Origin of the sequence: Vannielia litorea (assembly GCF_019801175.1) — a bacterium.
GTDB lineage: Bacteria > Pseudomonadota > Alphaproteobacteria > Rhodobacterales > Rhodobacteraceae > Vannielia > Vannielia litorea_B.
This window is the reverse complement of the sequence record NZ_JAHVJR010000003.1, coordinates 328,818-352,824: the sequence shown is the minus strand read 5'-3', so window position 1 is coordinate 352,824 and position 24,007 is coordinate 328,818. Positions and strand designations below refer to the sequence as shown.

Annotated in this window: 25 protein-coding genes; 14 read left to right on the top strand and 11 right to left on the bottom strand. The window is 66.4% G+C overall.

What is annotated here, in order from left to right:
• The first annotated feature begins 64 nt into the window (after positions 1 to 64).
• A complete protein-coding gene (locus tag KUV38_RS20165) occupies positions 65 to 1,240 on the top strand; it encodes an acetyl-CoA C-acyltransferase family protein (RefSeq protein ID WP_222472006.1) in 1,176 nt (391 codons plus the stop codon).
• A gap of 13 nt (positions 1,241 to 1,253) precedes the next feature.
• On the opposite strand, the gene KUV38_RS20160 is transcribed toward KUV38_RS20165, so the two are convergent.
• A complete protein-coding gene (locus tag KUV38_RS20160; protein WP_222472005.1) occupies positions 1,254 to 1,910 on the bottom strand; it encodes a hypothetical protein in 657 nt (218 codons plus the stop codon).
• Positions 1,911 to 2,025: 115 nt separating this feature from the next.
• Entirely contained in the window at positions 2,026 to 2,751 is a 726-nt protein-coding gene (locus KUV38_RS20155; RefSeq protein WP_222472004.1) for a hypothetical protein, read from the bottom strand.
• A gap of 114 nt (positions 2,752 to 2,865) precedes the next feature.
• Here KUV38_RS20155 and KUV38_RS20150 point away from each other — a divergent pair, with 114 nt between their 5' ends.
• The 5 genes from KUV38_RS20150 to arfB all read left to right on the top strand — a co-directional run bounded on the left by KUV38_RS20150 (position 2,866) and on the right by arfB (position 7,394).
• Positions 2,866 to 4,203 carry an MFS transporter gene (locus KUV38_RS20150; RefSeq protein WP_222472003.1) on the top strand — a complete coding sequence of 446 codons (1,338 nt, stop codon included), beginning with the start codon at positions 2,866 to 2,868 and terminating at the stop codon, positions 4,201 to 4,203.
• Positions 4,203 to 5,120, top strand: a complete 918-nt coding sequence (gene mepA / locus KUV38_RS20145; protein ID WP_222472144.1) for a penicillin-insensitive murein endopeptidase — start codon at positions 4,203 to 4,205, stop codon at positions 5,118 to 5,120. The genes KUV38_RS20150 and mepA overlap by 1 nt, the downstream gene beginning before the upstream one ends.
• A complete protein-coding gene (locus KUV38_RS20140; RefSeq protein ID WP_222472002.1) occupies positions 5,093 to 5,995 on the top strand; it encodes an esterase-like activity of phytase family protein in 903 nt (300 codons plus the stop codon). Before mepA ends, KUV38_RS20140 begins: the two co-directional genes overlap by 28 nt.
• Before the next feature lie 93 nt (positions 5,996 to 6,088).
• Positions 6,089 to 6,706, top strand: coding sequence for a queuosine precursor transporter (locus KUV38_RS20135; RefSeq protein ID WP_222472001.1), 618 nt, complete (start codon positions 6,089 to 6,091; stop codon positions 6,704 to 6,706).
• A gap of 265 nt (positions 6,707 to 6,971) precedes the next feature.
• Positions 6,972 to 7,394: an alternative ribosome rescue aminoacyl-tRNA hydrolase ArfB gene (gene arfB, locus KUV38_RS20130; protein ID WP_222472000.1), complete on the top strand. Its 423-nt coding sequence runs from the start codon at positions 6,972 to 6,974 to the stop codon at positions 7,392 to 7,394.
• Between the two features lie 22 nt (positions 7,395 to 7,416).
• On the opposite strand, the gene KUV38_RS20125 is transcribed toward arfB, so the two are convergent.
• From KUV38_RS20125 to pncA, 4 genes are all read right to left on the bottom strand, one after another.
• Entirely contained in the window at positions 7,417 to 8,247 is an 831-nt protein-coding gene (locus KUV38_RS20125; protein WP_222471999.1) for a sulfite exporter TauE/SafE family protein, read from the bottom strand.
• Positions 8,244 to 9,536, bottom strand: coding sequence for a nicotinate phosphoribosyltransferase (gene pncB / locus KUV38_RS20120; RefSeq protein WP_222471998.1), 1,293 nt, complete (start codon positions 9,534 to 9,536; stop codon positions 8,244 to 8,246). The genes KUV38_RS20125 and pncB overlap by 4 nt, the downstream gene beginning before the upstream one ends.
• Before the next feature lie 62 nt (positions 9,537 to 9,598).
• Complete coding sequence (arsH, locus tag KUV38_RS20115) at positions 9,599 to 10,312, bottom strand: arsenical resistance protein ArsH (RefSeq protein ID WP_222471997.1); 714 nt, start codon at positions 10,310 to 10,312, stop codon at positions 9,599 to 9,601.
• Between the two features lie 55 nt (positions 10,313 to 10,367).
• The gene (pncA, locus tag KUV38_RS20110; protein WP_222471996.1) at positions 10,368 to 10,967 is read right to left on the bottom strand and encodes a bifunctional nicotinamidase/pyrazinamidase; all 600 of its coding nucleotides are present in this window, start codon (positions 10,965 to 10,967) and stop codon (positions 10,368 to 10,370) included.
• Positions 10,968 to 11,091: 124 nt separating this feature from the next.
• On the opposite strand from pncA, the gene KUV38_RS20105 reads away from it, so the two are divergent.
• Genes KUV38_RS20105 through KUV38_RS20095 form a run of 3 tightly spaced genes read left to right on the top strand, consistent with a single transcriptional unit; the run spans position 11,092 to position 13,133 of the window.
• A complete protein-coding gene (locus tag KUV38_RS20105; protein ID WP_222471995.1) occupies positions 11,092 to 11,634 on the top strand; it encodes an NADPH-dependent FMN reductase in 543 nt (180 codons plus the stop codon).
• Between the two features lie 39 nt (positions 11,635 to 11,673).
• Positions 11,674 to 12,570, top strand: coding sequence for a rhodanese-related sulfurtransferase (locus KUV38_RS20100; RefSeq protein WP_222472143.1), 897 nt, complete (start codon positions 11,674 to 11,676; stop codon positions 12,568 to 12,570).
• Entirely contained in the window at positions 12,567 to 13,133 is a 567-nt protein-coding gene (locus tag KUV38_RS20095; protein WP_222471994.1) for a hemerythrin domain-containing protein, read from the top strand. The genes KUV38_RS20100 and KUV38_RS20095 overlap by 4 nt, the downstream gene beginning before the upstream one ends.
• A 60-nt stretch (positions 13,134 to 13,193) precedes the next feature.
• Here KUV38_RS20095 and KUV38_RS20090 read toward each other — a convergent pair whose 3' ends face one another.
• Entirely contained in the window at positions 13,194 to 13,958 is a 765-nt protein-coding gene (locus KUV38_RS20090) for an HpcH/HpaI aldolase family protein (RefSeq protein WP_222471993.1), read from the bottom strand.
• Between the two features lie 170 nt (positions 13,959 to 14,128).
• Here KUV38_RS20090 and KUV38_RS20085 point away from each other — a divergent pair, with 170 nt between their 5' ends.
• Positions 14,129 to 15,082 (top strand): hypothetical protein, encoded by a 954-nt coding sequence (locus KUV38_RS20085; protein ID WP_222471992.1) that lies wholly within the window; start codon positions 14,129 to 14,131, stop codon positions 15,080 to 15,082.
• Here KUV38_RS20085 and KUV38_RS20080 read toward each other — a convergent pair.
• On the bottom strand, positions 15,079 to 16,137 hold the full coding sequence (locus KUV38_RS20080; RefSeq protein ID WP_222471991.1) for a bifunctional transcriptional activator/DNA repair enzyme AdaA: 1,059 nt from the start codon (positions 16,135 to 16,137) through the stop codon (positions 15,079 to 15,081). The two genes, KUV38_RS20085 and KUV38_RS20080, sit on opposite strands and share 4 nt — an antisense overlap.
• Before the next feature lie 145 nt (positions 16,138 to 16,282).
• On the opposite strand from KUV38_RS20080, the gene KUV38_RS20075 reads away from it, so the two are divergent.
• From KUV38_RS20075 to KUV38_RS20065, 3 genes are all read left to right on the top strand, one after another.
• Positions 16,283 to 17,707 (top strand): cytochrome ubiquinol oxidase subunit I, encoded by a 1,425-nt coding sequence (locus tag KUV38_RS20075; RefSeq protein ID WP_222471990.1) that lies wholly within the window; start codon positions 16,283 to 16,285, stop codon positions 17,705 to 17,707.
• A 3-nt stretch (positions 17,708 to 17,710) separates the two neighbouring features.
• Complete coding sequence (cydB, locus tag KUV38_RS20070) at positions 17,711 to 18,742, top strand: cytochrome d ubiquinol oxidase subunit II (RefSeq protein WP_261385475.1); 1,032 nt, start codon at positions 17,711 to 17,713, stop codon at positions 18,740 to 18,742.
• Between the two features lie 103 nt (positions 18,743 to 18,845).
• On the top strand, positions 18,846 to 19,274 hold the full coding sequence (locus tag KUV38_RS20065) for an acyl-CoA thioesterase (RefSeq protein WP_222471989.1): 429 nt from the start codon (positions 18,846 to 18,848) through the stop codon (positions 19,272 to 19,274).
• Positions 19,275 to 19,294: 20 nt separating this feature from the next.
• Here the strand turns inward: KUV38_RS20065 and KUV38_RS20060 are convergent, their stop codons facing one another.
• Complete coding sequence (locus tag KUV38_RS20060) at positions 19,295 to 19,882, bottom strand: YdeI/OmpD-associated family protein (protein WP_222471988.1); 588 nt, start codon at positions 19,880 to 19,882, stop codon at positions 19,295 to 19,297.
• A gap of 97 nt (positions 19,883 to 19,979) precedes the next feature.
• Here KUV38_RS20060 and KUV38_RS20055 point away from each other — a divergent pair, with 97 nt between their 5' ends.
• Positions 19,980 to 21,155 (top strand): winged helix-turn-helix domain-containing protein, encoded by a 1,176-nt coding sequence (locus KUV38_RS20055; RefSeq protein WP_222471987.1) that lies wholly within the window; start codon positions 19,980 to 19,982, stop codon positions 21,153 to 21,155.
• On the opposite strand, the gene KUV38_RS20050 is transcribed toward KUV38_RS20055, so the two are convergent.
• Complete coding sequence (locus tag KUV38_RS20050) at positions 21,136 to 21,474, bottom strand: hypothetical protein (protein ID WP_222471986.1); 339 nt, start codon at positions 21,472 to 21,474, stop codon at positions 21,136 to 21,138. The genes KUV38_RS20055 and KUV38_RS20050 overlap by 20 nt on opposite strands.
• 50 nt (positions 21,475 to 21,524) lie before the next feature.
• Complete coding sequence (gene gyrB, locus KUV38_RS20045) at positions 21,525 to 23,942, bottom strand: DNA topoisomerase (ATP-hydrolyzing) subunit B (protein ID WP_222471985.1); 2,418 nt, start codon at positions 23,940 to 23,942, stop codon at positions 21,525 to 21,527.
• Positions 23,943 to 24,007 lie beyond the last annotated feature (65 nt).

The window sequence follows — 24,007 nt, the reverse complement described above, 5'->3', positions numbered from 1 at the left end:
CGCTCCCCCGGTTGCCCGTTGGCCCGAGGGGGCTACACTTCCGGCAACGGCAGAGGAGGCCCCCATGGACGATATCGTGATTCTCGACGGTGCCCGCACCGCGATCGGCACCTTCGGCGGGGCGCTCGCCGCCACCGCTCCCAGCGCGCTCGGCGCCACCGTGGCGCGCGAGGCGATGGCCCGTTCCGGCGTGGAGCCGGGGCAGATCGGCCATGTGGTCTACGGCCACGTGATCAACACCGAGCCGCGCGACATGTATCTGAGCCGCATCGCCGCGATGGATGCCGGCATCCCCGAGAGCACCCCGGCGATGAACGTCAACCGCCTCTGCGGCTCCGGCGCGCAGGCCATCGTCTCGGCCACGCAGGCGCTGGCGCTTGGCGATGCCGACTTCGCCATCGCCGGCGGCGCCGAGAGCATGAGCCGCTCGCCCTACATCATGCCAGAGGCCCGCTGGGGCCAGAAGATGGGCGATATCAAGAGCCTCGACATGATGCTCGGCGCGCTCAACTGCCCCTTCGGCACTGGCCACATGGGTGTGACGGCAGAGAACGTCGCCGCCGAACATCAGGTCAGCCGCGCCGATCAGGACAATTTCGCGCTCGAAAGCCAGACCCGCGCAGCGGCGGCCATCGCCGAGGGCCGCTTCGCAAGCCAGATCGTGCCCGTGGAGATCAAGGTGAAGCGCGAGATGGTCCCCTTCGCCACCGACGAGCACCCCAAGGCCACCTCCGCCGAGAAACTCGCCGCCCTGCGCCCCGCCTTCCAGAAGGACGGCACGGTCACGGCGGGCAACGCCTCCGGCATCAACGACGGTGCAGCAGCCATCGTGCTGGCCCGCGCCGAGGCCGCCGAGAAGGCCGGCCTCAAGCCCCGCGCCCGCGTCATCGGCTATGCCCACGCGGGCGTCAGCCCCCATGTCATGGGCATCGGCCCCGTGCCCGCCGTGCAGGCCCTCTGCGCCCGCACCGGCCTCAGCGTGGATGATTTCGACGTGATCGAAAGTAACGAGGCCTTCGCCGCACAGGCCATCGCCGTCAACCGCGGCCTCGGGCTCGACGGGGCGAAGGTCAACCCAAACGGCGGCGCCATCGCCCTTGGCCACCCGGTCGGCGCAACCGGCGCGATCATCACCGTGAAGGCCCTCTACGAGCTTGAAAGAACAGGTGGAAAGCGCGCGCTGGTGACCATGTGCATCGGCGGCGGCCAAGGCATCGCGCTGGCCCTCGAAGCGCTCTGAAGCACTCCGGGCGTCACTCGAAGCTGAAGCTCTCCAGCAGCCGCCCGCTCAGCGAGGCTGGAAAATCATCGGGGGAGGTGATCGGAACCGCCTCCTCCGCGATCTGCGCCAGCGCCACCACACCCGCCTCCGCCTCGGCGTTTGGCAGGCCCAGCAGGCGCCAGTGGATCTTGCCGTAATCCGCATCGGTGTAGGTGCCGAAGATCTCGACCGCCGTCTTGCCGCCGATCTCGACCTTGCGCGTATTCGTCCGGCTCGCGTCCGCCTTGCCTTCCACGAGGCCCGGCACCACAAGCGCGCTCATGATCTCCATCAGGTAATTCAGGCGCGGCTCCTCATCGTCCGCCATCGGCAGCGAAAGCTCCGAGAAGGTGACCGCCTCGATCAGCCCGCCGCCCTCGGTCGAAAACACGAACTTCACCAGCCCGGTCTGCGGGGTCTGCACGATCCGGCTCTGGTAGCTGCCATCACCGGCGAGCGGCACCACCACCACGAAGGGCGCGGCGTCAGGCTTGCCGTGCTTGCCCAGATACTCCGCATCGGCCTTGAAGGTCTCTCCCGCCACCACCTCCTGCGGTGCCCCTAGATCGAGCTGGAAGCCGCCAAGCGCCTCGCCCTGCGCCCCGGCTTGGGACTGTGCGGCAAGCGGGCTGGCGAGTGTAAGAGCCATGAGGAGAGCGGAAAAGCGCGGCATGTGCAAAGGCATCCGTGTTTGAAATCGAATGCGCCCACCTTACGCGGGCATCTGCCGTGAGGGAAAGCCCCTTGCTCGCCCGTGCCCGGGGCTATTCGGTGGCCGCGCTGTCCTGTGCCTGCGGCTCTACGGGCGGCGCGGTGAGGCGCAGGGTGGAGAGCGCCTTGCCGGTCAGGCTGACCGAGAAGTCGCCGCCCGCAATATCGAGATGCGCCTTGTTCACATGGCTCACCGCATAGAGGCTCTCGGCGCGCTCCGGGTCCGGCATGGCGATGAACCGGTAGGTGTAGCGGGCCTCGTCACGCGGATCGAGATAGGTGCCAACGAGTTCAACCGCCAGGTAGCCCTCGCCCGGCCCCACGCGCACCTCGCGCACCGGCTCGGCAGTGACCTCCTCGAACTTCTGCTGCAACAGCGCCGGCCCCTGTTCGGCCAGCTTGGGGCCGATCGCGGCAAGCCGCTCATTCATATCGGCCATCGGAATGCGGATCGGCGCCAGAAAGAGGCTCTCCATGAAGCTCTCGTCCTCGGCCCGGAAGTTGAACTGCACCACGCCGCCCTCGGGCAGTTCCTCGACGCTGATGGCATGGGTCTGCTCGGGCCGCTTGGGCAGGATGATCTGGAAGGCCACCTCCGGCACCTTGCCGGTGCGCTGCACAAAGCCGCCATCCACCCGGTAGGTGCGCCCGATGACAACCTGCTCGGCGACCGCGACGGCATCCTCGCCGCCACTGCCCCGGCGCATGGTCTCCCGCGCCACAAGCGCGACACCCGCCACGAGGACGGCCAGAATTATCAGGTTGATCGGACGAAACATCGGCCACTCTGCTCGGTTTTTCGCCACATTATTCAAGCGCCGCCCGCCCCGCAATGCACAGTTGCGCCATGCCCCGCTTCAATGCTCTATGAGGCCGGACGAGGGGGCGTGAGCATGGCAGAGATTTCGGCGAAAAAACGCATATGGGGGTGGTTCTTCTTCGACTGGGCCAGCCAGCCCTACAACACTCTCCTGCTCACCTTCATCTTCGCGCCCTACGTGAACTCGGTGTTGGGTGATGGCAGCCGGGCGCAGGCGGCATGGGGCTTCGGCGTGGGGGCCGCGGGCATCGTCATCGCGCTCCTCGCACCCATCCTCGGTGCAATGGCCGACACCTCCGGCAAGCGGGTGCGCTGGGTCTGGCTGTTCTCTGTGCTCTACGTCGTCGGGGCCTGGGGCATCTGGTTCGCCTCGCCGCAAGATTTTGACCTCACCCGCACCCTCGTGCTCTTCGCCATCGGTCTGATCGGGATGGAGTTCGCAACGATCTTCACCAACTCCATGCTGCCCGACCTCGGCACGCGGGAGGAGATCGGCCGCATCTCCGGCAACGGCTGGGCCTTCGGCTACGTGGGCGGGCTCTTCGCGCTGGTGATCATGCTGGTGTTTCTGGCCGAAAGCCCGACCACCGGCAAAACCATGGCGGGCCTTTCGCCACTCTTCGGACTCGATCCGGAGACCCGCGAAGGCACCCGCGCCGTGGGGCCGCTCACCGCGATCTGGTACATTGTCTTCATGGTGCCCTTCTTCCTCTGGGTCCGTGACCCGCGCCGCGACCGGCCCTCCAAGGGCGCGGTGAAAGCGGCGCTGAAAGGCCTCGGCGGCACCATCCGCAACCTGCCCCGCACGCCCTCGCTGCTGGCTTACCTGACCTCCTCGATGTTCTACCGCGACGCGCTCAACGGCATGTACACATTTGGCGGCATCTATGCTGCGGGCGTGCTCGGCTGGTCCGTGGTTCAAACCGGCATCTTCGGCATCCTCGCCATCATCACAGGCGCGGTCTTCGCCTGGATCGGTGGGCGGGCTGATACCGCCTTCGGCCCCAAGCCGGTGATCGTCACCTGCGTTCTGGTGCTCACGGCGGTTGCGGTCTCGGTCGTCATGGTCAGCCGCGAAAGCGTGTTCTTCATGCCCGTGGGACCCGAGAGCCAGCTGCCCGACCTCGCCTTCTACTTCCTCGGCGCGGTAATCGGCGCGGCGGGCGGGGTGCTTCAGGCCGCGTCGCGCACCATGATGGTGCGGCAGGCCAACCCGGCGCGAATGACCGAGGCCTTCGGTCTCTACGCGCTGGCGGGCAAGGCCACCTCCTTCATCGCGCCCCTCTCCATCGGGGTCGCCACGGCCCTCACCGGATCACAGCAACTTGGGGTCTCGCCGCTGATCGCCCTCTTCATTATCGGCCTCGTTCTGCTAGTCTGGGTCAAACCGGACGGAGCAGAAACGCAATGATGATCCGAGCAGCAATCACCACTCTTTCCCTCGCCCTCGCAACGGCTCTTTTGCCCGCGCTGGCGCCTGCGCCCGCCGAGGCGCAGCAAAAGGCCAACAGGCTCTTCGGGTCGCATCCCGATGGCTCCCGGCAAAAGCCCTCTTCGATCGGCTTCTACTCCAAAGGCTGCGCGGCAGGCCTTGTCGAACTGCCCGAAACCGGGCCGACTTGGCAGGCCATGCGCCTCTCGCGCAACCGCAACTGGGGCCACCCCGAAACCATCGCCTTTATCGAGCGGCTCTCCGCCGGCGTGCGCAAGTTCGGCTGGCCCGGCCTCTACATCGGCGACATCTCGCAACCCCGCGGCGGCCCGATGACCTCCGGCCACTCAAGCCACCAGATCGGGCTGGATATCGACATCTGGATGAACAAGCCCAAGAGCCTCGGCCTGTCGCGCAATGCGCGCGAGAACATCTCGGCCATCTCGGTGCGCTCGAACGATCAGCGCTCGGTCAACGGCAACTGGACAGGCGCCCACGCCGCCATGCTCGAACTCGCCGCCCGCGACCCGGCGGTCGACCGCATCTTTGTCACGCCCCCGGTCAAGATCTTCCTCTGCGAGCGGGCCAAGCGGCGTGACAAGAAATGGCTGCAAAAGATCCGCCCGCTCTACGGGCACCATTATCACTTCCACGTTCGGCTGAAGTGCCCGCGCGGCTCGCGCGAGTGCGTCACCCAGCAGCCCACCGTCGATGAACTTTCCAAGGGCGGAGACGGCTGCGATGAAACCCTCCAGTGGTGGGTGACCGACTATCTGAACCCGCCAAAGGTAAAGGCTGGCACCCCCAAGAAGGCCGCACCGCGCAAGAAGCACCCGCGCGATTTCACCATGGCTGACCTGCCCCGCTCATGCGTCGGCGTTCTAAACTCGGACTGAGCCTCACCGCCCTCGCGCTCTGCACCGGCCTCGCCCTCGCGGCGGGCCAGAGCGGGCGCGTGGTGTCGGTGAGCCTCGGCGCCTCCGATGAGGCCGCCCGCTTTGGCGGGTTTTCCGGCATCGAGGTGTCCGACGATGGCACCCGCTTCTGGGCGCTCTCCGACCGCGCCGCTTTGGCCGAAGGCCGCCTCATCCGCAACGAAAGCGGCAAGCTGACCGGGCTGGAGGTCGAGCGGCACGCCCGCCTGATCGACCCCGATGGCCACCTCGTCGATGGTTATGAGAGCGATGCCGAAGGGCTGGCACGTCGGGCCAATGGCCGTTTCTACATTTCCTTCGAGGGCTACCACCGGGTCTGGACCTACCGGGGCGACGACATCATGGAGGGCGGCGAGGCGGCATGGCTCCCCCGCCACCCCGACTTCAAGAACATGCAGAGAAACTCCGCGCTCGAGGCCCTCGCGATCGACGCCGAAGGCGCGCTCTACACCCTGCCCGAACGCTCCGGCAGCTACTCAAGGCCCTTCCCTGTCTATCGCTACGCCGATGGCGCATGGGCGAAGGCCGGCGCGGTAGAGCGGCAGGGCGAGTGGCTCCCCGTTGGCGCGGATTTCGATGACAAGGGCCGCCTCACCCTGCTCTGGCGTCACTTCACCGGCTACGGGTTTTCCAGCCGCATCACCCGCCATGAGATGATCGGCAAGATCTGGCCCTCAGAGGTGCTCTACGAGACCAACCCGCTGACCCACGGCAACCTTGAAGGCCTCTCGCTTTGGCGCGATGCGGGCGGCCAACTTCGGGCGGTCATGGTCTCCGACGACAACTTCAAGGGCTACCAGCGCAGCGAGATCGTCGAAGTCCTGCTGCCCGACTGAAGGCTTGCCAAGCCCTCGGGCCAGCGTTAGAAGCCGCCGTCCCGCACGGTGCGGGGCCAAGTCCCCGACCACCTTGCTAAAACGGGCCATACAATGAAAACCAACCTCATCATTGGCGTTCTCGCCATGGCCGCCGTCGTGGTGGCTTCCAACATTCTCGTCCAGCACCTTCTGGGTGAATGGCTGACCTGGGGCGCGCTGACCTACCCCGTCGCCTTCCTCGTGACCGACACGATGAACCGCCTCTACGGCGCCCCCACCGCCCGCAAGGTGGTGATCGCGGGCTTCATCGTCGGCGTCGCCTGCTCCTTCGTCGGCTCGCAGATCCAGGGCGAGTTCGGCCCGCTGGTCACGCTGCGGGTGGCGCTCGGTTCCGGCCTCGCTTTTCTTTCTGCCCAATTGTTGGACGTTGCGGTGTTTGACCGGATGCGTGCGCGGGCATGGTGGCAAGCGCCGCTCGGGTCCACGCTGGTCGGAAGCACCGTCGACACGGTGATTTTCTTCTCCATCGCCTTCGCCGCCACCTTCAACGGCCTCGAGCCCGCAGCCGTGCCTGACTGGGCGCAAGGCGCCGTTCCCCTTCTGGGCAAGGGCCCCGAGGCCCCGCTCTGGGTCTCGCTCGCGGTGGCCGACTGGGGCGTGAAGCTGGCGCTGGCCGCCCTCGCCCTCATCCCCTTCCGCCTGATCACCGCAAATCTGGCCCGCGCATAAAAAGTTTGACAGGTGCACACTTCCGATTCACGCTGAACTTGCGTTTTTGAAACAGCTGAAAGGAGGTGATCCAGTGTCGAGAGCTACATTGGAGAGAGGTGTCGGGACAACGGCGGAGGTTCACGCGTAGGGCAACCCCTGCGACGTGAAAGTCGCCTTTGGCCGAGGGTCTAACCGGACCTCGCCTCCAAAACAGTTCGACAGGGCCGCTCCGTCATCCGGGGCGGCCCTTTTGATTGCCCCGCCGCGGCGGTAGGAAAGAGCCATGCCGATCCGGATCAACGATCAGATCACCATAGAAGACTGGGAGCTTGCCGAGGTGTTCACCACCGCGCAGGGCCCGGGCGGGCAAAACGTGAACAAGGTGAGCACCGCCGTCGAGCTGCGTTTTGCCGCCGCCAATTCCCCCAACTTGCCGCCGCCGGTCAAGACCCGCCTGCGGCGCGTCGCCGGGCGCAGGTGGACGGACGCGGGCGAGGTGCTGCTACTGGTGCAGGACACCCGCTCACAGGCCCGCAACCGCGAACTGGCCCGCGAACGGCTGGCTGAGTTGATCCGCAAGGCGCTGGAAAAGCCGAAAAAGCGCATCCCCACGCGGCCCACACTCGGCTCCAAGAAGCGCCGCCTGAAAGCCAAGAAGGTGCGGGGCGAGGTCAAAGCCCTGCGCGGCAAGGTCGACCCCGACTAGGGTCTCTGCCTTCCGCTAAACTTTACCCCAGCGCCGACCAGAGCATCTTGATCGCCGACAGAAACAGAAACGCCGCAAAGGCCAGCTTCAGCCGCGCCGGATTGAGCCTGTGCGCGATGTTCGACCCCACTGGCGCGGTAAAGACCGAGGCCGAAAAGATCAGCACAGCCGCCGGGATCGAGACATAGCCCAGCGAATAGGGCGGCCGCAGCGGTACGCCCCAGCCCGACAGAATGAAACCAAAGACAGCCGGCACCGCGATCACGAGGCCAAAGGCCGCCGCCGTCCCCACCGCCCGGTGTACCGGGAAGGAGAAAGCCGTCAGCGTCGGCACCGAGAGCGTGCCGCCCCCGATCCCCATCAGCGCCGAGAAGACCCCGATAAAGCCGGGCACCAGCCCCCGCGCCACCGGCCCCTTCGGCAGATCACCGGCCAGCACGATCTTCTTGGGGAGCGCCATGTTGATCGCCACCAGCAGCGCGATGACGCCAAAGATCAGCGTCAGCCCGGTCGAGGCAATCACCTTCGAGAGCAGCCCGCCCGCCAGCGCGCCCAGAAAGATCAGCGGCGCCCAACTCTTGAGCAGCGCCGCGTCGATCGCGCCCTTCTTGTGGTGCGACCGGGCCGAGCTGATCGAGGTCGGGATGATCGTGGCCAGCGAGGTGGCAACGGCCACATGCATCGCCACCGCATCAGGCACGCCCAGCCAGTCGAACAGCCAGAACAGCACCGGCACGATCACGATGCCGCCGCCCACGCCCAGAAGCCCGGCCAGCACCCCGGCCACGGCGCCCGTGACAACAAGCCCCACGGCCAGCGAAATCAGCAGGCCCAGCGAATAGGTATCGGTCAAACCACGACCTCCATGGCGTCCTGCGCGCCCACGTCAAAGACCCGCTTGTAACGCGCGATCTCCTCTTTCGGCCCCATCGCCTTGCGCGGGTTGTCTGAGAGCTTCACCGTCGGTCGCCCGTTGGCCTCCACCGCCTTGCACACAAGGCTGAACGGCGCCAGCGCATCGCCCGGCGTCAGGCCCCGGAAGTCATTGGTCAGAAGCGTGCCCCACCCGAAGGAAACCCGCACGCGGCCCCGGAACTGTGCCGCCAGCTCCTCGATCTTTTCCACGTCGAGCCCGTCGGAGAAAATCACCAGCTTCTTCGTCGGGTCTTCGCCGCGCGACTTCCACCAGTTGATCGCCACCTCGGCGCCCTCCGCCGGGTCGCCCGAGTCGATCCTGATGCCGGTCCAGCCCGCCAGCCAGTCCGGCGCGCGCTCCAAGAATCCCTCGGTGCCATAGGTGTCGGGCAAGATGATCCGCAGGTTGCCGTCATGCTCCTCGTGCCAGTCGCTCAGCACGTCATAGGGCGCGCGGGCCAGCGCGGCATCATCCTCGGCCAAGGCGGCATAGACCATCGGCAGCTCATGGGCGTTGGTACCGATGGCTTCGAGGTCGCGGTTCTTGGCGATCAGGCAGTTGGAGGTGCCGGTGAACTTGTCGCCCAGCCCTTCCACCATCGCCCGCACGCACCAGTCCTGCCACAAGAAGGAGTGCCGTCGCCGCGTGCCGAAGTCCGCCAGCCGCAGGCCTTCAACCTCGCGCAGCCGCTCGATCTTTTCCCACAGCTTGGTCATCGCGCGGGCATACAGCACCTGAAGCTCGAAGCGGGCCATCTCGTTGAGCACGGCGCGGCCCCGCAACTCCATCAGCACCGCCAGCGCCGGAATCTCCCAGAGCATCACCTCGGGCCACGAGCCTTCAAAAGTCAGCTCATATTGGTCGCCCACCCGCTCAAGGTGATAGGCGGGCAGCCGCAACCCCTCGAACCATTCCATGAAGTCCGGCCGGAACATCTGGCGCTTGCCGTAAAACGTGTTGCCCCGCAGCCATGTGCTCTCGCCCCGCGTCAGCGATAGCGAGCGGATATGGTCGAGCTGCTCGCGCAGTTCCCCCTCGTCGATCAGCTTGGCCAGCGGCACCGATTTGGTCCGGTTGATCAGGCTGAACGTCACCTGCGTGTCGGGCCGGTTGCGAAACACCGACTGGCACATCAGCAGTTTGTAGAAATCCGTGTCGATGAGCGACCGCACGATAGGGTCGATCTTCCACTTGTGATTGTAGACGCGGCTGGCGATGTCGACCATCTGGTCCTCCGGGGTGGTGCCGGGTGGTTAAAGCAAGGGGGGCGGGTGAAGTCCAGCGGCGCTCAGGTCGCGTCCTTCAGGTTCACCCGGGCTGAAAGCTCCTCGCGGGTCTCCACCCGTTCCGAGTAGCGGTCCACAAGGTGATCCTTGATGTCGCGGGTCAACAGGGTAAAGCGCACCAGTTCCTCCAACACATCGACCATCCGGTTGTAGAACGGCGACTTTTTCATCCGCCCGTTCTCGAACTCGGTCCAGGCGCGCGGTACGGAGCTTTGGTTGGGGATGGTCAGCAAGCGCATCCAGCGGCCCAGAATCCGCATCTGGTTCACCGAGTTGAAGCTCTGGCTCCCGCCCGAAACCTGCATCAGCGCCAGCGTCTTGCCCTGCGTGGGGCGCACCCCGCCGATCGGCGAGAGCGGGATCCAATCCACCTGGTTCTTCAGGATGCCGGTCATGGTGCCGTGCCGCTCGGGCGACGACCAGACCATGCCTTCGCACCACATCACCAGATCGCGCAGCTCGGCCACTTTGGGGTGATCCACCGGCGCATCGTCGGGCAGCGGCAGGCCGGAGGGGTCGTAGATGCGGGCCTCGCAGCCCAGCTTCTCCAGCACCCGAGCCGCCTCTTCCACCATCAGCCGCGAATAGGCGGTTTCGCGCAGCGACCCGTAAAGCAGCAAGATCCGCGCCGGATGGCTGCTGTGCTGCGTCGGAAAGAGCTGGCCCGGATCGGGCGCACGAAAGCTGGCCTCGTCAAGCTGGGGTGTATCGGTCATGGGGCCTCTTCGGCGGTTCTACAGACTGGGTGCAGCCCTACCTAGCACGCGCGGCTCAGTCCACCACCACACCGGCCCCGCGCATCCCCTCCATCGCCGCCGTGAGCGAGCCGTCGAGGTCGATGGCACGGCTCAGATCGGTGCGGACGGTCACGGTGAAACCGAGCTTGGCGGCATCCACGGCGGAAAAGTTGACGCAGTAGTCCGTGGCCAGCCCCACCATGGTGAGCTTCTCGATCCCGCGCGTGCGCAGATAGCCTTCCAGCCCGGTCGGGGTGGTGTGGTCATTCTCGAAGAAGGCCGAGTAGCTGTCGATCCGCGGGTTGTACCCCTTGCGCACGATCAGGTCGGCGCGGGTCGTGTCCAGGCCCTCGTGAAATGCCGCGCCCTCGCTGCCCTGAATGCAATGGTCGGGCCACAGCACCTGCGGGCCATAGGGCATGTCGATCATGCTGAACGGCTCCTTGCCGGGGTGGCTGGTGGCAAAGCTCGAATGCCCCTCCGGGTGCCAGTCCTGCGTCAGCACAACGGCCGGAAACTCTCTCATCAGATCGTTGATGCCCTGCACGATCTGGTCGCCGCCCTCCACGGCCAGCGCGCCTCCGGGGCAAAAGTCGTTCTGCACGTCGATCACGATGAGGGCGCTGTCGGGCATGGGCGGTCTCCTTTGGGTTGGAGCGAAAGGTAGCAGCGGGGCGCGGAGGGTCAATCACCGGGTTGACCTCGCAACTCCACGGGCCAAGTGCGCGGGCGGGAGGATAAAGCAGAAGGAAAGACCCATGAAGAAAATCGGCGTGATCGTCGGCAGCCTCCGGACAGGCTCGCTCAACCGCAAACTGGCCGAGGCCGTGGCCGGAATGGCCTCCGACTTGATGGAGTTTGTCCCCATCGAGATCGGCAGCCTGCCCCACTACAACGACGATCTCTGGGCCGAGCCGCCCGCCGAGGTCACCGCCTTCAAGGACGCGATCGACAGTGTCGACGCCTTCCTTTTCGTCGTGCCCGAATACAACCGCGATGTGCCCGGTTTCGTCGCCAATGCGCTCGACTGGGGCTCGCGGCCCTGGGGCAAGGCCACTTGGCCCGGCAATCCCTGCGCCGTGATCTCCGCCTCCCCCGGCGCGATCAGCGGCGCGGTGGCCGCCCAGCACATGCGCACCCGCTGCGTGGCCGTGGGCATGCATGTGATGGGCCACCCGGAGGTCTACATGCGCACCGATGGCGCGTTCTTCTCCGAGGCCGGTGAGATCACGCGGGAAGAGACCCGCAGCTTCCTGCGCGGCTGGGCCGAGAGCTTCGCGAGCTTCGCCTCGAAGTTCTGAGCGTTGCACGGGGCGGCGGCGGGCGCTATGCCCCGCCGCATGTTCACCGTCGCCGCCCTCTACAAGTTCGCCCCCTTCCCCGACCCCGCCGCGCTGCGCGGGCCGCTCAAGGCGCTCTGCGACGCCGAAGACCTCTGCGGCTCGCTCTTGCTGGCACCCGAGGGGATCAACGGCACCGTGGCAGGCTCCCGCACGGGCATCGACCGGCTTATTGAACACATCAAAGCGCTGCCCGGCTGCGCCGATCTCGAGTGGAAGGAGAGCACGGCCCCCGAGCGGCCCTTCCGCCGGATGAAGGTGCGCCTGAAACGCGAGATCGTCACCTTGGGCGTTGAGGGCGTGGACCCGACCGCCTCGGTCGGCACCTATGTCGCCCCCGCCGAGTGGAATGCGCTCATCGAGGCCCCAGATGTGGCGGTGATAGACACACGGAATGATTACGAAGTCGCCATCGGCACCTTCGAGGGCGCGGTGAACCCCGAAACCGCAAGCTTCGGCGAGTTCCCCGCGTGGTGGGAGGCCAACAAGGATCGCTTCACGGGCAAGCGCGTGGCCATGTTCTGCACCGGCGGCATCCGCTGCGAGAAATCCACCAACTACCTGAAATCGCAGGGTGTCGAAGAGGTGTTTCACCTTCAAGGCGGCATCCTGAAGTATCTCGCAGAGGTGCCGGAGGCCGAGAGCACATGGCAGGGCGAATGCTACGTCTTTGACCAGCGCGTCTCGGTCGGCCACGGGCTTAAGCCGGGCGACTACCAGCTCTGCCACGCCTGCGGGCGGCCCGTTTCTGCGGCGGATCGCACCGCGCCGGCGTATGAAGAGGGCGTCCAATGCCCGGCCTGCGTCGGCGAATATTCCGAGGCCGACCGCGCCCGCTTTCGCGAACGTCAGCACCAGCTTGCACTCGCCCGCGCACGGGCTAGCTCCGCCGAATGAACGACCTCACCCTCGGCACCCGCGACCACCTGCCCGACGCCCTGCGCGTCCTCCTCGCCGACTACCCGCGCGAGACATGGGAGGCGCACCCGCATTTCGCCGGGCTGGTGGAGTTCTGGCTCGACCGCCACCTGATGTTCCGCCGCCTGCTGGAGGCGCTGAACACCGAGACCCAAACCATGCTGGATGGTGGAGACCCCGCCCGCTTTGGCACCGCCCTGCCCCGTTTCGGCGGCATGTTGCTGCAACAGCTCCACGGTCACCACCAGATCGAGGATGCGCATTACTTCCCGCTACTCGAAAAAGCTGCCCCCGAGATCGCCCGCGGCTTTCAACTGATGGAGGCCGACCACGTGCAGCTCGACCCGGCGCTTTCAGGCTTTGCCGATGCCGCCAACCTGTCCCTCGGCAAACTCTCCGAGGGCGCCAACGCCAAGGACAGCGTGGCCCCTTTCGCCAAATCTCTGGAAAGCCTCGGCAATCTGCTCGACCGTCACCTGACCGACGAGGAGGAGCTGGTGGTGCCGGTGGTCCTCAAACTCGGGCCTGACACCATCGGTTAACAACGGGCGAAGACGCCTCGAAGGGCGGATGAGCCGCCCGTTCGAGTTCACCGCCAGAGTTCAGCCCGCAAACCGTTCCCGCGCCGCGATCACGCCAGCCCGCAGCACCGAGGAGTCCAGCGTGACGGCGACGAACACCGCACCCGCTTCCCGCGCCTCGTCCTGAAAGGTCGGGTCCAGCGTCAGGATGCCGGGCGCCTTGCCCGCCGCCTTGATCCGCCGGATGCCATCGAGAATGGCCGCCTTCACCTCCGGGTGCGTCGGCTGCCCTGCGTAGCCCATCGAGGCCGCAAAGTCGGCCGGGCCGATGAAAATGCCATCCACCCCGTCGACGGCCGCGATCTCCTCGGCCTGCGCCATCGCCTCCACGGTCTCGATCTGCACAAGCAGGCAGATCTCCTTCTCGGCGTTCTGGATGTAATCCTTCACCGCACCGTAGCGGCTGGCCCGCGTGGTGCCGCCCACGCCGCGCACGCCCTTGGGCGGGTAGCGCACGTGGCGCACGGCCAGCTCGGCCTCTTCCACGCTTTGCACATAGGGGATCAGCAGGGTCTGCGCGCCCTGATCGAGCAGGCGCTTGATTTCGATCATGTCATTCCAACCGGGCCGCGCAATGGCGCTCACCGGGTAGGGAGCGGCGGCCTGCATCAGCGGCATCATCCCCGGAATCGTCACCGGCGTATGCTCGCTGTCGATCAGCACCCAGTCGAACCCCGCGCCCGAAAGCAGCTCCACCACGCTCGGATCGGGGATCGTGTTCCACACGCCCACCTGCAATTCGCCCTTCGCAATCGCGGCCTTGAAGGTGTTCTTCGGCATGTCCATTGGCGTCCTCCCTGATGCTTCGGCGCGACTATCCGCCATCCGCCCGGCAATGCCAAGCCGATGAGGTTGCCGGCACCCGGGGGGACAAAATTGCCAAGCCGCCGCCATATTGCCGCCCCCGCTGTCCGCCATCTTGAAGCCCCGAAACGAAAGGCCTCGCGATGTCCGAGATGTCCGATCAGAGCTTCTGGTCCTATCACGCGCCCTACCGGCTGATGCGCCTGCGCCGTCGCATTGCGCTTTTCTCGGCCCTGCCGCTCCTAGGCGCGGGCCTCTCCGCCGCGCTCGCGCCCGGCATCGCCCCGTTGGCCGACCCGGCCACTCTGCTTGTGGTCATGACACTCTGGACGGGTTTCGTGGTCTGGCACCACGTCACCTTTCCCGCCGGGTGGACAGAGGCGCTGCCGATGGCCCTCATGTTCACCGGCCTGCTGGCCACCACAGGCGAGATGACGCTTTATGCCGATGCCCCGGCGCTGGCCGACCGGCATGTGCAATGGCAGATCATCCGCCTGTTCATGACCTTCCTCGCGGGCACGTTCCTTCTGGTCTGGCTCCTGCCCACCGCGCTCATGGCCCTGCCCACCCGCACATTGCGTACCGCCCACAGCACATGGGTGCCGGTCGCGCCCGAAGCGCTGGAGGGCGCGATGATCCTGAAGCCGGGCGAAACGAAAGGCCACCACCGCTGCGGCCAGCCTGATGATGAGGGTTTCTTTCCGATCTGGTTCACCGCCAACATCCCCGATGAAACCACCTTCGAGCCCTGCGCGCGCGAGATGGGCTACAAACAGCGGGTGATCGAGAGCGCGGAGGGCGAGATCATCACCCATTCCGTCGTGCCCGACAGCGGCGTCAGCTCGATGGCCCGCCAGAGCTTTCGGCCCGAGAACGGCGGCACCCGCTACGAGATCGAAGAGATCCACGACAACTTCAATGCCTTCACCCGCCTGCTCTTCTGGCTCGACGACGCGCAGGAAGATTACGTGACCGCCTTCGTCGACGAGATCGAGGGCCGCAGCCCCCGCGCGATTAAGCAGCAGGATCAGGGAACGATGATGACCCGGCTCGCGGGCTGGATGGTCAAGAACGATCTGGCCGGGCCCAACGCCGGCAACAACTAGGCCGCGCGGGCCGCAAACCCACGCTCCAGCGCAATGAGCCGCTCCTTGCGCCACAGCCCGCCGCCGTAACCTGTCAGGTTGCCATCGGCACCGATCACCCGGTGACAGGGGATCACCAGCGCAATCTGGTTCGCCCCGTTCGCGCGCGCCACGGCCCGCACCGCATCGGGCCGCCCTATCGCCCGCGCCACCTCGCCATAGCTCCGCGTCTGCCCTGCCGGGATATCGCGCAGCGCGGCCCAGACCTCCCGGGTGAACTCCGAGCCATGCAGCGCCAACGGCACCCCGAACTGCGCGCTTTCGGCCCGAAAGAACCGCCCCAGCTCCGCCGCCACCTGGCTCGTCGGCGCAGGGCGGCCAAAGCCCAGCGCGCCTTTCACCCCGGCATGGAGCCGCTGCAACTCGCGCGGCAGCGCCTTGCGCCCGACGAACTCGAGCAGGTGCAAGGCCCGCGCATCGCTCACCGCCACCATCGGCCCAAGCGGCGTGTCGATCCAGTCGGCCATCAGCAGCGGCTTTCGGTCAAAGCTGCCGGGCGCCACGCCGAGCATCTTCGCAAAGGCCGCCCGAAAGGCCGAGGCGCTCTCGAACCCCGCATCATGCTGCGCCTCGATCACCTTGCCGCCCTCGCCCAGCACCTGAAGCCCCGCCAGCAAGCGCCGCTGCCGTGCCATCTCCAGAAAGGTCGTGCCGAAGGCCCGCTTGAAGGCCCGCCGCACCGTGGAGGGGTCATAACCCTCCGACGCCACATCGGCCTCGGTCCATCGGCGGGCCGGATCAGCGGCCAGTGCCTCCACCAGCGCCGTCACCGTCAGGTCATCGGTCAGCGCCTCCAGCGGTCTGCACCGCTTGCACGCCCGGTAGCCCGCCTCGATGCAGGCCTGCGCCGTCTCCCTGAACTCGCAGTTCTCACGCAACGGCTTGCGCGCCGGGCAGGTAAGCCGACAGAAAATCCCGGTCGAGCGCACGCAGACCAGCGCCCGCCCCTCATAGCTCGCATCCCGCGCCATCAGCGCGGCATAGAGCGTGTCATCATCTGGCAACCTGAACAGCATGACCCCAGCCTAGACCGCCTCCCAAAGCGGCGCAGCCGGAAATCGGGCGCCGATTTTCGCCCTGCGGCAAACCGGCACTCCGCATCGACAGCCGGTGCCGTTAACCTACCTCCAACGCGAACCGAAACAGACATGACGATCAGAGATGTTCGAAACCTTCGACGCCGTCTTCCTCGCCCGCCTGCAATTCGCCTTCACGGTCTCGTTCCACTTCCTGTTCCCGGCCTTCACCATCGGCCTGGCCTCCTACCTCGCCGTGCTCAACGCACTCTGGCTCTGGACCAAGCAGGAACGTTTCCTCAACCTCTTCCGCTACTGGGTGAAGATCTTCGCCCTCGCCTTCGCCATGGGCGTCGTCTCGGGCATCGTCATGTCTTATCAGTTCGGCACCAATTGGTCGGTGTTCTCCGACAAGGCCGGCCCCGTGATCGGCGCGCCCATGGCCTACGAGGTGCTCTCCGCCTTCTTCCTCGAGGCGGGTTTCCTCGGCATCATGCTCTTCGGGCGCGACCGCGTCGGCCCCGGCCTGCACATGGCCGCCACCGCCATGGTCGCGGTCGGCACTTTCATCTCGGCCTTCTGGATCCTCTCGGTGAACTCATGGATGCACACGCCCGCCGGCTTCAGCATCGACCCGGAGACAGGCCAATTTCTGCCCGAGGATTTCTGGCAGATCATCTTCAACCCCTCCTTCCCCTACCGGCTCGCGCACACCGTCACCGCGGCCTACCTCACCACCGCCTTCATCGTCGGCGGCGTGGGGGCCTGGCACCTGCTGCGCCACCGCCGCCGGGGCGAGATCGCCACCGGCGAAAGCCGCACCATGTTCTCCATGGCGATGTGGATGGCCGCCATCGTCGCCCCGATCCAGATCTTCCTCGGTGATGCCCACGGCCTGAACACGCTGGAGCATCAGCCGGTCAAGGTCATGGCGATGGAGGGCCACTATGAGAGCCACCCAGAGGGCGCACCCCTCTACCTCTTCGGCTGGCCCAATGACGAAACCCAAACGCTCGATTACGCGGTGGGCATCCCCAAGCTGTCGTCGCTGATCCTCAAGCACAGCCTGAACGCCCCACTCGACGGGCTGGATACTGTGCCGGACGAGGACCAGCCCCCTGTGTTCATCGTCTTCTGGGCCTTCCGCATCATGGTGATGATCGGCTTCGCCATGCTCGGCCTCGGCCTCTGGTCTCTGCTCGCCCGCGCACGCGGTCGGCTCTACGACTGGCCCATGCTCCACCGCGCCGCCATGCTCATGGGCCCCTCCGGCCTCGTCGCCGTGCTCGCCGGCTGGATCACCACGGAGGTCGGCCGCCAGCCCTTCACCGTCTATGGCCTCCTGCGCACTGCCGACAGCGCCGCGCCGCTGGATGCCCCCGCCGTCGGCGCCTCGCTCATGGCTTTCATCGTGGTCTATTTCGCCGTCTTCGGCGCCGGCACATGGTATATCCTGCGCCTCATGGGCCACGAGCCCAGCCCCGCCGAACCACGCCTGAAAGACGTGACCACAGGCCCAACCCGCGCCGCTGGCCGCTCGCCGGTGCCCGACGCCCCCAAGGAGGAATGACCCATGCCCCTCGCTGAAGGCATCTCCTTCGACCTCACCGTGATCTGGGCCTTCGTCATTGCCTTCGCGGTGCTGGTCTACGTCGTGCTCGACGGGTTCGACCTTGGCCTCGGCATGCTCTTCGCCCTCGAGCCACGCCGCAAAGACCGTGACGTGATGATGAACTCCGTCGCGCCGGTCTGGGACGGCAACGAAACATGGCTCGTCCTCGGCGGCGGCGGCCTCTTCGCTGCCTTCCCGCTCGCCTACGCGCTGATCCTCCCGGCAGTCTATGCCCCCGTCATCGCCATGCTTCTGGCGCTCATCTTCCGCGGCGTCGCCTTCGAGTTCCGCTGGCGCACCGAACGCTGGAAGCCGCTCTGGGATGTCGCCTTCATCTCCGGCTCCGCCCTCGCCGCCCTGTCTCAAGGCATCATCCTCGGCGCCCTCCTCCAAGGCATCGAGATCGACGAGGCCGCCCGCCAATACGCAGGCGGCTGGTGGGATTGGCTTACCCCCTTTACCCTCGCCGTGGGCCTCGGCGTGATGGCCGGCTACATGCTCCTCGGCGCCTGCTGGCTCGTGCTCAAGACCACCGGCGAGTTGCAAAACCGCATGCGCCGCTGGGCCACCCTCTTCGCCCCGCTCACCGTAGGCTTCATCGCCGTGGTCTCGCTCTGGACCCCGTTCCTGCAGGAGGGCTACTACAGCCGCTGGTTCACCGGCTGGGGCTGGGGCCTCGCCGTGGTCGTCGCCGCGCTCACCGCTGCTGCCTTCTTCGGCCTGCTCACCCGCCTGCGCATGGCCTCTGCCGAGCTCTCGCCCTTCTTGCTGGCGCTCGTGCTCTTCATCCTCTGCTTCGGCGGCCTCGGCGTTTCGATGTTCCCCTACATCGTGCCCACCGAAGTCACGATCTGGGAGGCCGCCGCGCCGGAGAAATCCCAACTCTTCATGCTGGTCGGCGCAGGCATCCTGATCCCGATCATCCTCGCCTACACCGCCTTTGCCTACTGGGTCTTCCGCGGCAAGATCGACGCGGACTCGGGCTACCACTGATGCGCCGGGCGCTCTGGTTCATCGGTCTCTATGCCGGATCGGTACTGGCATTGGGCCTCGTCGCCCTTGCCATCCGCACCTGGCTCGGGCTCTGATCGGCGGCATGAAAACGCCGCCCGCCACCCGCGCCCAGTATCGCGCGCTCACCACCCATGACACCCGCTGGAAAGACATGGACCCCTACGGCCACCTCAACAACGTGGCCTATTACGAGCTGTTCGACACCGCTGTGAACACATGGCTCATCAACGAGGGTCTGCTCGACATCCTGCACGGCGACCAGATCGGCGTGATGGTCGAAAGCGGCTGCCGCTTCCTGTCTGAAATCCGTTTCCCCGCGCCGGTCACCTCCGGCATCCGCATCGCGAAGATCGGCACCAGTTCCGTTCGCTGGGAGATCGCGCTTTTCGCCGGTGAGAGCGACGAAGCCGCCGCCGAGGGCTTCTTCACCCACGTCTACGTCGATGCCGAGACCCGCCGCCCCAAGCCGCTGAACGACAGGCTGCGCGCGGGCTTAGAGACACTGGCCTAGGTCGGCCTTACCCCGCTTCCCTACCGGTCGTGCATCCCCTTGCCGTCCAAGATCGCATCCCGCGCCTTCTCGATCCGCGAAACCCGGGTCTCCGCCTTCTTCGCCCCGCCAAAGTGCAGCGCCCACCCGCGCCGCCGCCCGGGCGTCAGCGCCTCCCAAGCCTCCCGCAACGCATCATCGCTCGCCAAGGCTTCCTCCAACTCCTCCGGCAACTCAAAGTCATCCGGCGGCAAGTCCACCGTTCGCCCCTCCTCCACGAGCTTCACGGCCTGCTCCACGAACCCCTCGATCGCCCCTCGCGCTGCCTCCACTTTCTCCACCGAGTGAAACTCCATCACCCGCGCCGCCCGGCTGTTCGGCCCCGGCGGCACCAACAGCCCCTCCGGATCGTCCAGCAGTACCCCGCGAAAGAATGAGAGCCTGCACCGCCCGCCATAGCCGCCCGGCATGCACACATTCGTCCCGTTCCACACGTAACAGGGCTGCCGCCATTTGAAGGTCTCCTCCAGCGGCCCGGCAAGCAGCACAGCACGCACCGCCTCCATCTCCGCCTTCCACTCCCCGAGCTTCTCGTAGAAAACCCCGGCCCGCCGATCCTCACTGCCCATTGCACGCTCCTCCGTTCGCCCGGAGCAAACCCTAACCCCCTGCCAAATGTCAGCAACCGGATTGCAACTCCCCCGCCCCCGGCCCAATCCTGCCGCCATGACCGCGCTCACCATCACCAACGCCCAGGCCCGCGCCCTCTGGCTCACCACCCACGGCCTCGCCACCCCGCCCACTGGCAAGCTCGACGCGCCGCAGATCATCCACGATCTCGGCTTCGTCCAGCTCGACTCCATCCAAGTCGTCTCCCGCGCCCACCACCACATCATGTGGTCGCGCAACGCCAACTACCGCGAGCCGGTGATGGACCGCCTGCTCGGCAAACACCGCGCCGTCTTCGAGCACTTCACCCACGATGCCTCCGTCCTGCCGATGGAGTTCCTTCCCATGTGGCAACGCCAGTTCCGCCGCATGCGCGAGAAGATCTCGCGCTCCGCATGGTGGGGCAAGCTCGACCCCGACCTGCTCGCCTCGGTGAAGGCCCGCGTGGCCGACGAGGGCCCGCTCTGCACCCGCGACTTCGAGCACGTCCATGAAGGCCCAAAGGAGATGTGGCACCGCCCGCCGCATAAGAAAGCCCTTGATTTCCTGTGGTTTTCCGGCGTACTCGCCACCTGCCACCGCGACGGCTTCACCAAGCACTACGACCTCGCCGAGCGCATCTTCCCCGCCCACCTCCGCGAGCAGAAACTCCCCGATGAGGCTCAAATCGACTGGCTCTGCCACGCCGCCCTGCACCGCCTCGGCTTCGGCACCCCCGGCGAGATCCGAAAGTTCTGGGACGCCACAACCGTGACCGAAACCGCCGCCTGGGCAGATCAGGCCGCAGACCTGACCTCGGTCGACGTCCAAACCGCCCACGGCGGCAAGCTCAAAGCCCTCGCCTGCCCCGACATCGAGGCCCGTATCGCCGCCCTGCAAGCCCCCACTTCCCGCCTGCGCATCCTCAACCCCTTCGACCCGGCCATCCGGGACCGCATCCGCCTCAAACGCCTCTTCGGCTTCGATTACACGGTCGAAATGTTCGTCCCCGCCGAAAGGCGCCAATGGGGCTACTACGTCTTCCCCCTGCTCGAAGGCGACCGTTTCGTTGGACGTATTGAGGCCAAGGCCGACCGCAAGTCCGGCACCCTGACGGTGATCAACCGTTGGTCCGAGCCGGGCGTGCGCCCCTCGAAGGCCCGCGACGAGAAGCTCAACGCCGAGCTCACCCGCCTCTGTCGCCTCGCCGGGCTAGACACCGTCACATGGGCGCTCAGCCCCGGTGCACCATGAAGGCAACGGTCGCCCGTTCGGCAAAATCCGCGTAACCCGCGGCCTCCTTCAGATCGGCCCGCACCTGCGCCCGCGCGCCTTGCGGCAGCTCCGCCAGCAAGGCCCCCGTCACCGGCCCGTCGAACCGCTCCGCCCGCATCGCCGCCTCATGCTTCGTGATCCAAGCCTTCACCGCCGCCCGCCGCTTGCCATAAGTGGCGTTCTCCAGCCCGGCGGCCACGCCCCGGACGGGCAGCAACAGCGGATTGCCCAGATGATTCGCCTCGGTGCAGGCACCCAAGCCCGCGACCACAAACCCAAGGATGCCCCAACGCAACATGGCCGAAATCCAACTGGACTCCGGCCATGCGGTCAACCGTCATAACATCCTCAGAAGTCGAGGTTCTCCACGCTCAGCGCGTTCTGCTGGATGAACTCGCGGCGGGGTTCCACCACATCGCCCATCAGCTTGGTGAAGAGATCGTCAGCCTCGGCCAGATCCTCCACCTTCACCTGCAACAGCGTGCGCGCCTCCGGGTCCAGCGTGGTCTCCCAGAGCTGGTCGGGGTTCATCTCGCCCAGACCTTTATAACGCTGCAGCGTCAGCCCGCGCTCGCCCTCGTCGAGGATCGCCTCCAGCAGGTCGAGCGGGCCGTGGATGGCGGTTTCACGATCGCGGCGCGAGAGCATGCCGGTCTGCTTGTAGGTGTCGCCGCTCTCGCGGGCCACCTGCGCCAGACGCCGCGCCTCGCCCGAGCGCAACACCGCGCCGTCAAGCGTGCGGATCTCTTCGACCCCGCGCAGGATGCGCGCCAGCCGGATGCCATGATCCTGCGTGATCCGCCCCTGCCAGCCGCGCTCGTATTCCACTGCCACCTGGTCCAGTCGGGCGGCAATGGCATCGGCCACGGCCTGAAGGTCGCTGTCCGCCGCGCCGGGCTCGAAGGCCCCGGCCAGCGCCGCCTGCTCCAGAATGCGGGTGGGGTAATGGGTCGGGAAGGCCTGCAGGATGCGGCGGAAGCTCCGCGCCGCCTCGGCCACGCGGGCCAGATCCTGCCCGGCGATCTCCTCGCCGGAGGGCAGCCGCAGCACCGCGCCCTCCACGCCCTGCGCGATCAGGTAATCCTCCAGCGCCGGAACGTCCTTGAGGTAAACCTCTGATCTCCCACGCGAAACCTTGTAGAGCGGCGGCTGCGCGATATAGAGATAGCCGCCCTCGATGATCTCCGGCATCTGCCGGTAGAAGAAGGTCAGCAGCAGGGTCCGGATGTGCGCACCGTCCACATCCGCATCGGTCATGATGATGATCTTGTGGTAGCGCAGCTTCTCGATGTTGAACTCGTCGCGCCCGATCCCGGTGCCCAGCGCGGTGATCAGCGTGCCCACCGTCTCCGACGAGAGCATCCGGTCAAACCGCGCCCGCTCGACGTTGAGGATCTTGCCCCTGAGCGGCAGCACCGCCTGATTGCCCCGCGCCCGGCCCTGCTTGGCCGAGCCACCGGCGGAGTCACCCTCCACGATGAAGAGTTCCGACTTGCTCGGATCTTTCTCCTGGCAGTCCGCCAGCTTGCCCGGCAGGCTCGCCACATCCATCGCCGTCTTGCGGCGGGTCAGCTCACGCGCCTTGCGGGCAGCCTCACGGGCCAGCGCAGCCTCGATGATCTTGCCCACGATCTGCCGCGCCTCTGTCGGGTGCTCCTCGAACCACTCCGCGAGCTTCTCGTTCACGAGGCTCTCCACGGCAGGCCGCACCTCGGAGGAGACCAGCTTGTCCTTGGTCTGGCTGGAGAATTTCGGGTCCGGCACCTTCACGCTCAGCACGCAGGTCAGCCCCTCGCGGGCATCATCGCCTGAAAAGCTCACCTTCTCCTTCTTCGCGATCCCGGAGGACTGCGCATAAAGGTTGATCGTGCGGGTCAGCGCGCCACGGAAGCCCGCCATATGGGTGCCGCCATCGCGCTGCGGGATGTTGTTGGTGAAGGGCAGCACCGTTTCGTGGTAGCTGTCGTTCCACCACATCGCCACTTCCACGCCGATGCCGTCCTTCTCGCCTTCCATGAAGATCGGGCTCTCGATCATCGCGGTTTTGTGCCGGTCGAGATACTTCACGAACTCGCGCACACCGCCTTCATAGAACAACTCGGTCTCCAGCGGCTCGGCCGGGCGCTCATCACGCAGCACGATGCGGACACCGGAGTTGAGGAAGGCCAGTTCCCGCAGCCGGGTTTCCAGCGTCTTGAAGCTGTAATCGAGGTTCGAGAACGTGTCGGTCGAGGCCAGAAACCGCACCTCGGTGCCCTTCTTGCCCTCGGCCTCGCCCACCACCTTCAGGTGCTCGGCGGTCTCGCCCCGCTCGAACCGCGCGGTGTGCTCCTTGCCGTTCCGCCAGATGCGCAGCTCCAGCCAGTCGGAGAGCGCGTTCACAACCGAAACGCCCACACCGTGCAACCCGCCCGACACCTTGTAGGAGTTGCTGTCAAACTTACCGCCCGCGTGCAGCTGGGTCATGATGACCTCGGCCGCGCTGACACCCTCTTCGGGGTGCATATCCACCGGAATCCCGCGTCCGTTGTCGCTCACAGAAACCGAATTATCGGCGTGCAAAGTCACCGTCACCCGGTCGGCATGTCCGGCCAGCGCCTCGTCGATCCCGTTGTCGACGACCTCATACACCATGTGGTGCAGGCCCGAGCCATCGTCGGTATCGCCGATATACATGCCGGGGCGTTTGCGGACCGCCTCCAAGCCTTTGAGAACCTTGATGGAATCTGCGCCGTATTCTTCGGGTGCCTGTGCGTTTTCGGCCATGCCGCCTGTCCGTTGTTGTTGTGCCGGATTTATAAGCGTTCAGGCCGGGGATGTCACGCAAAGGC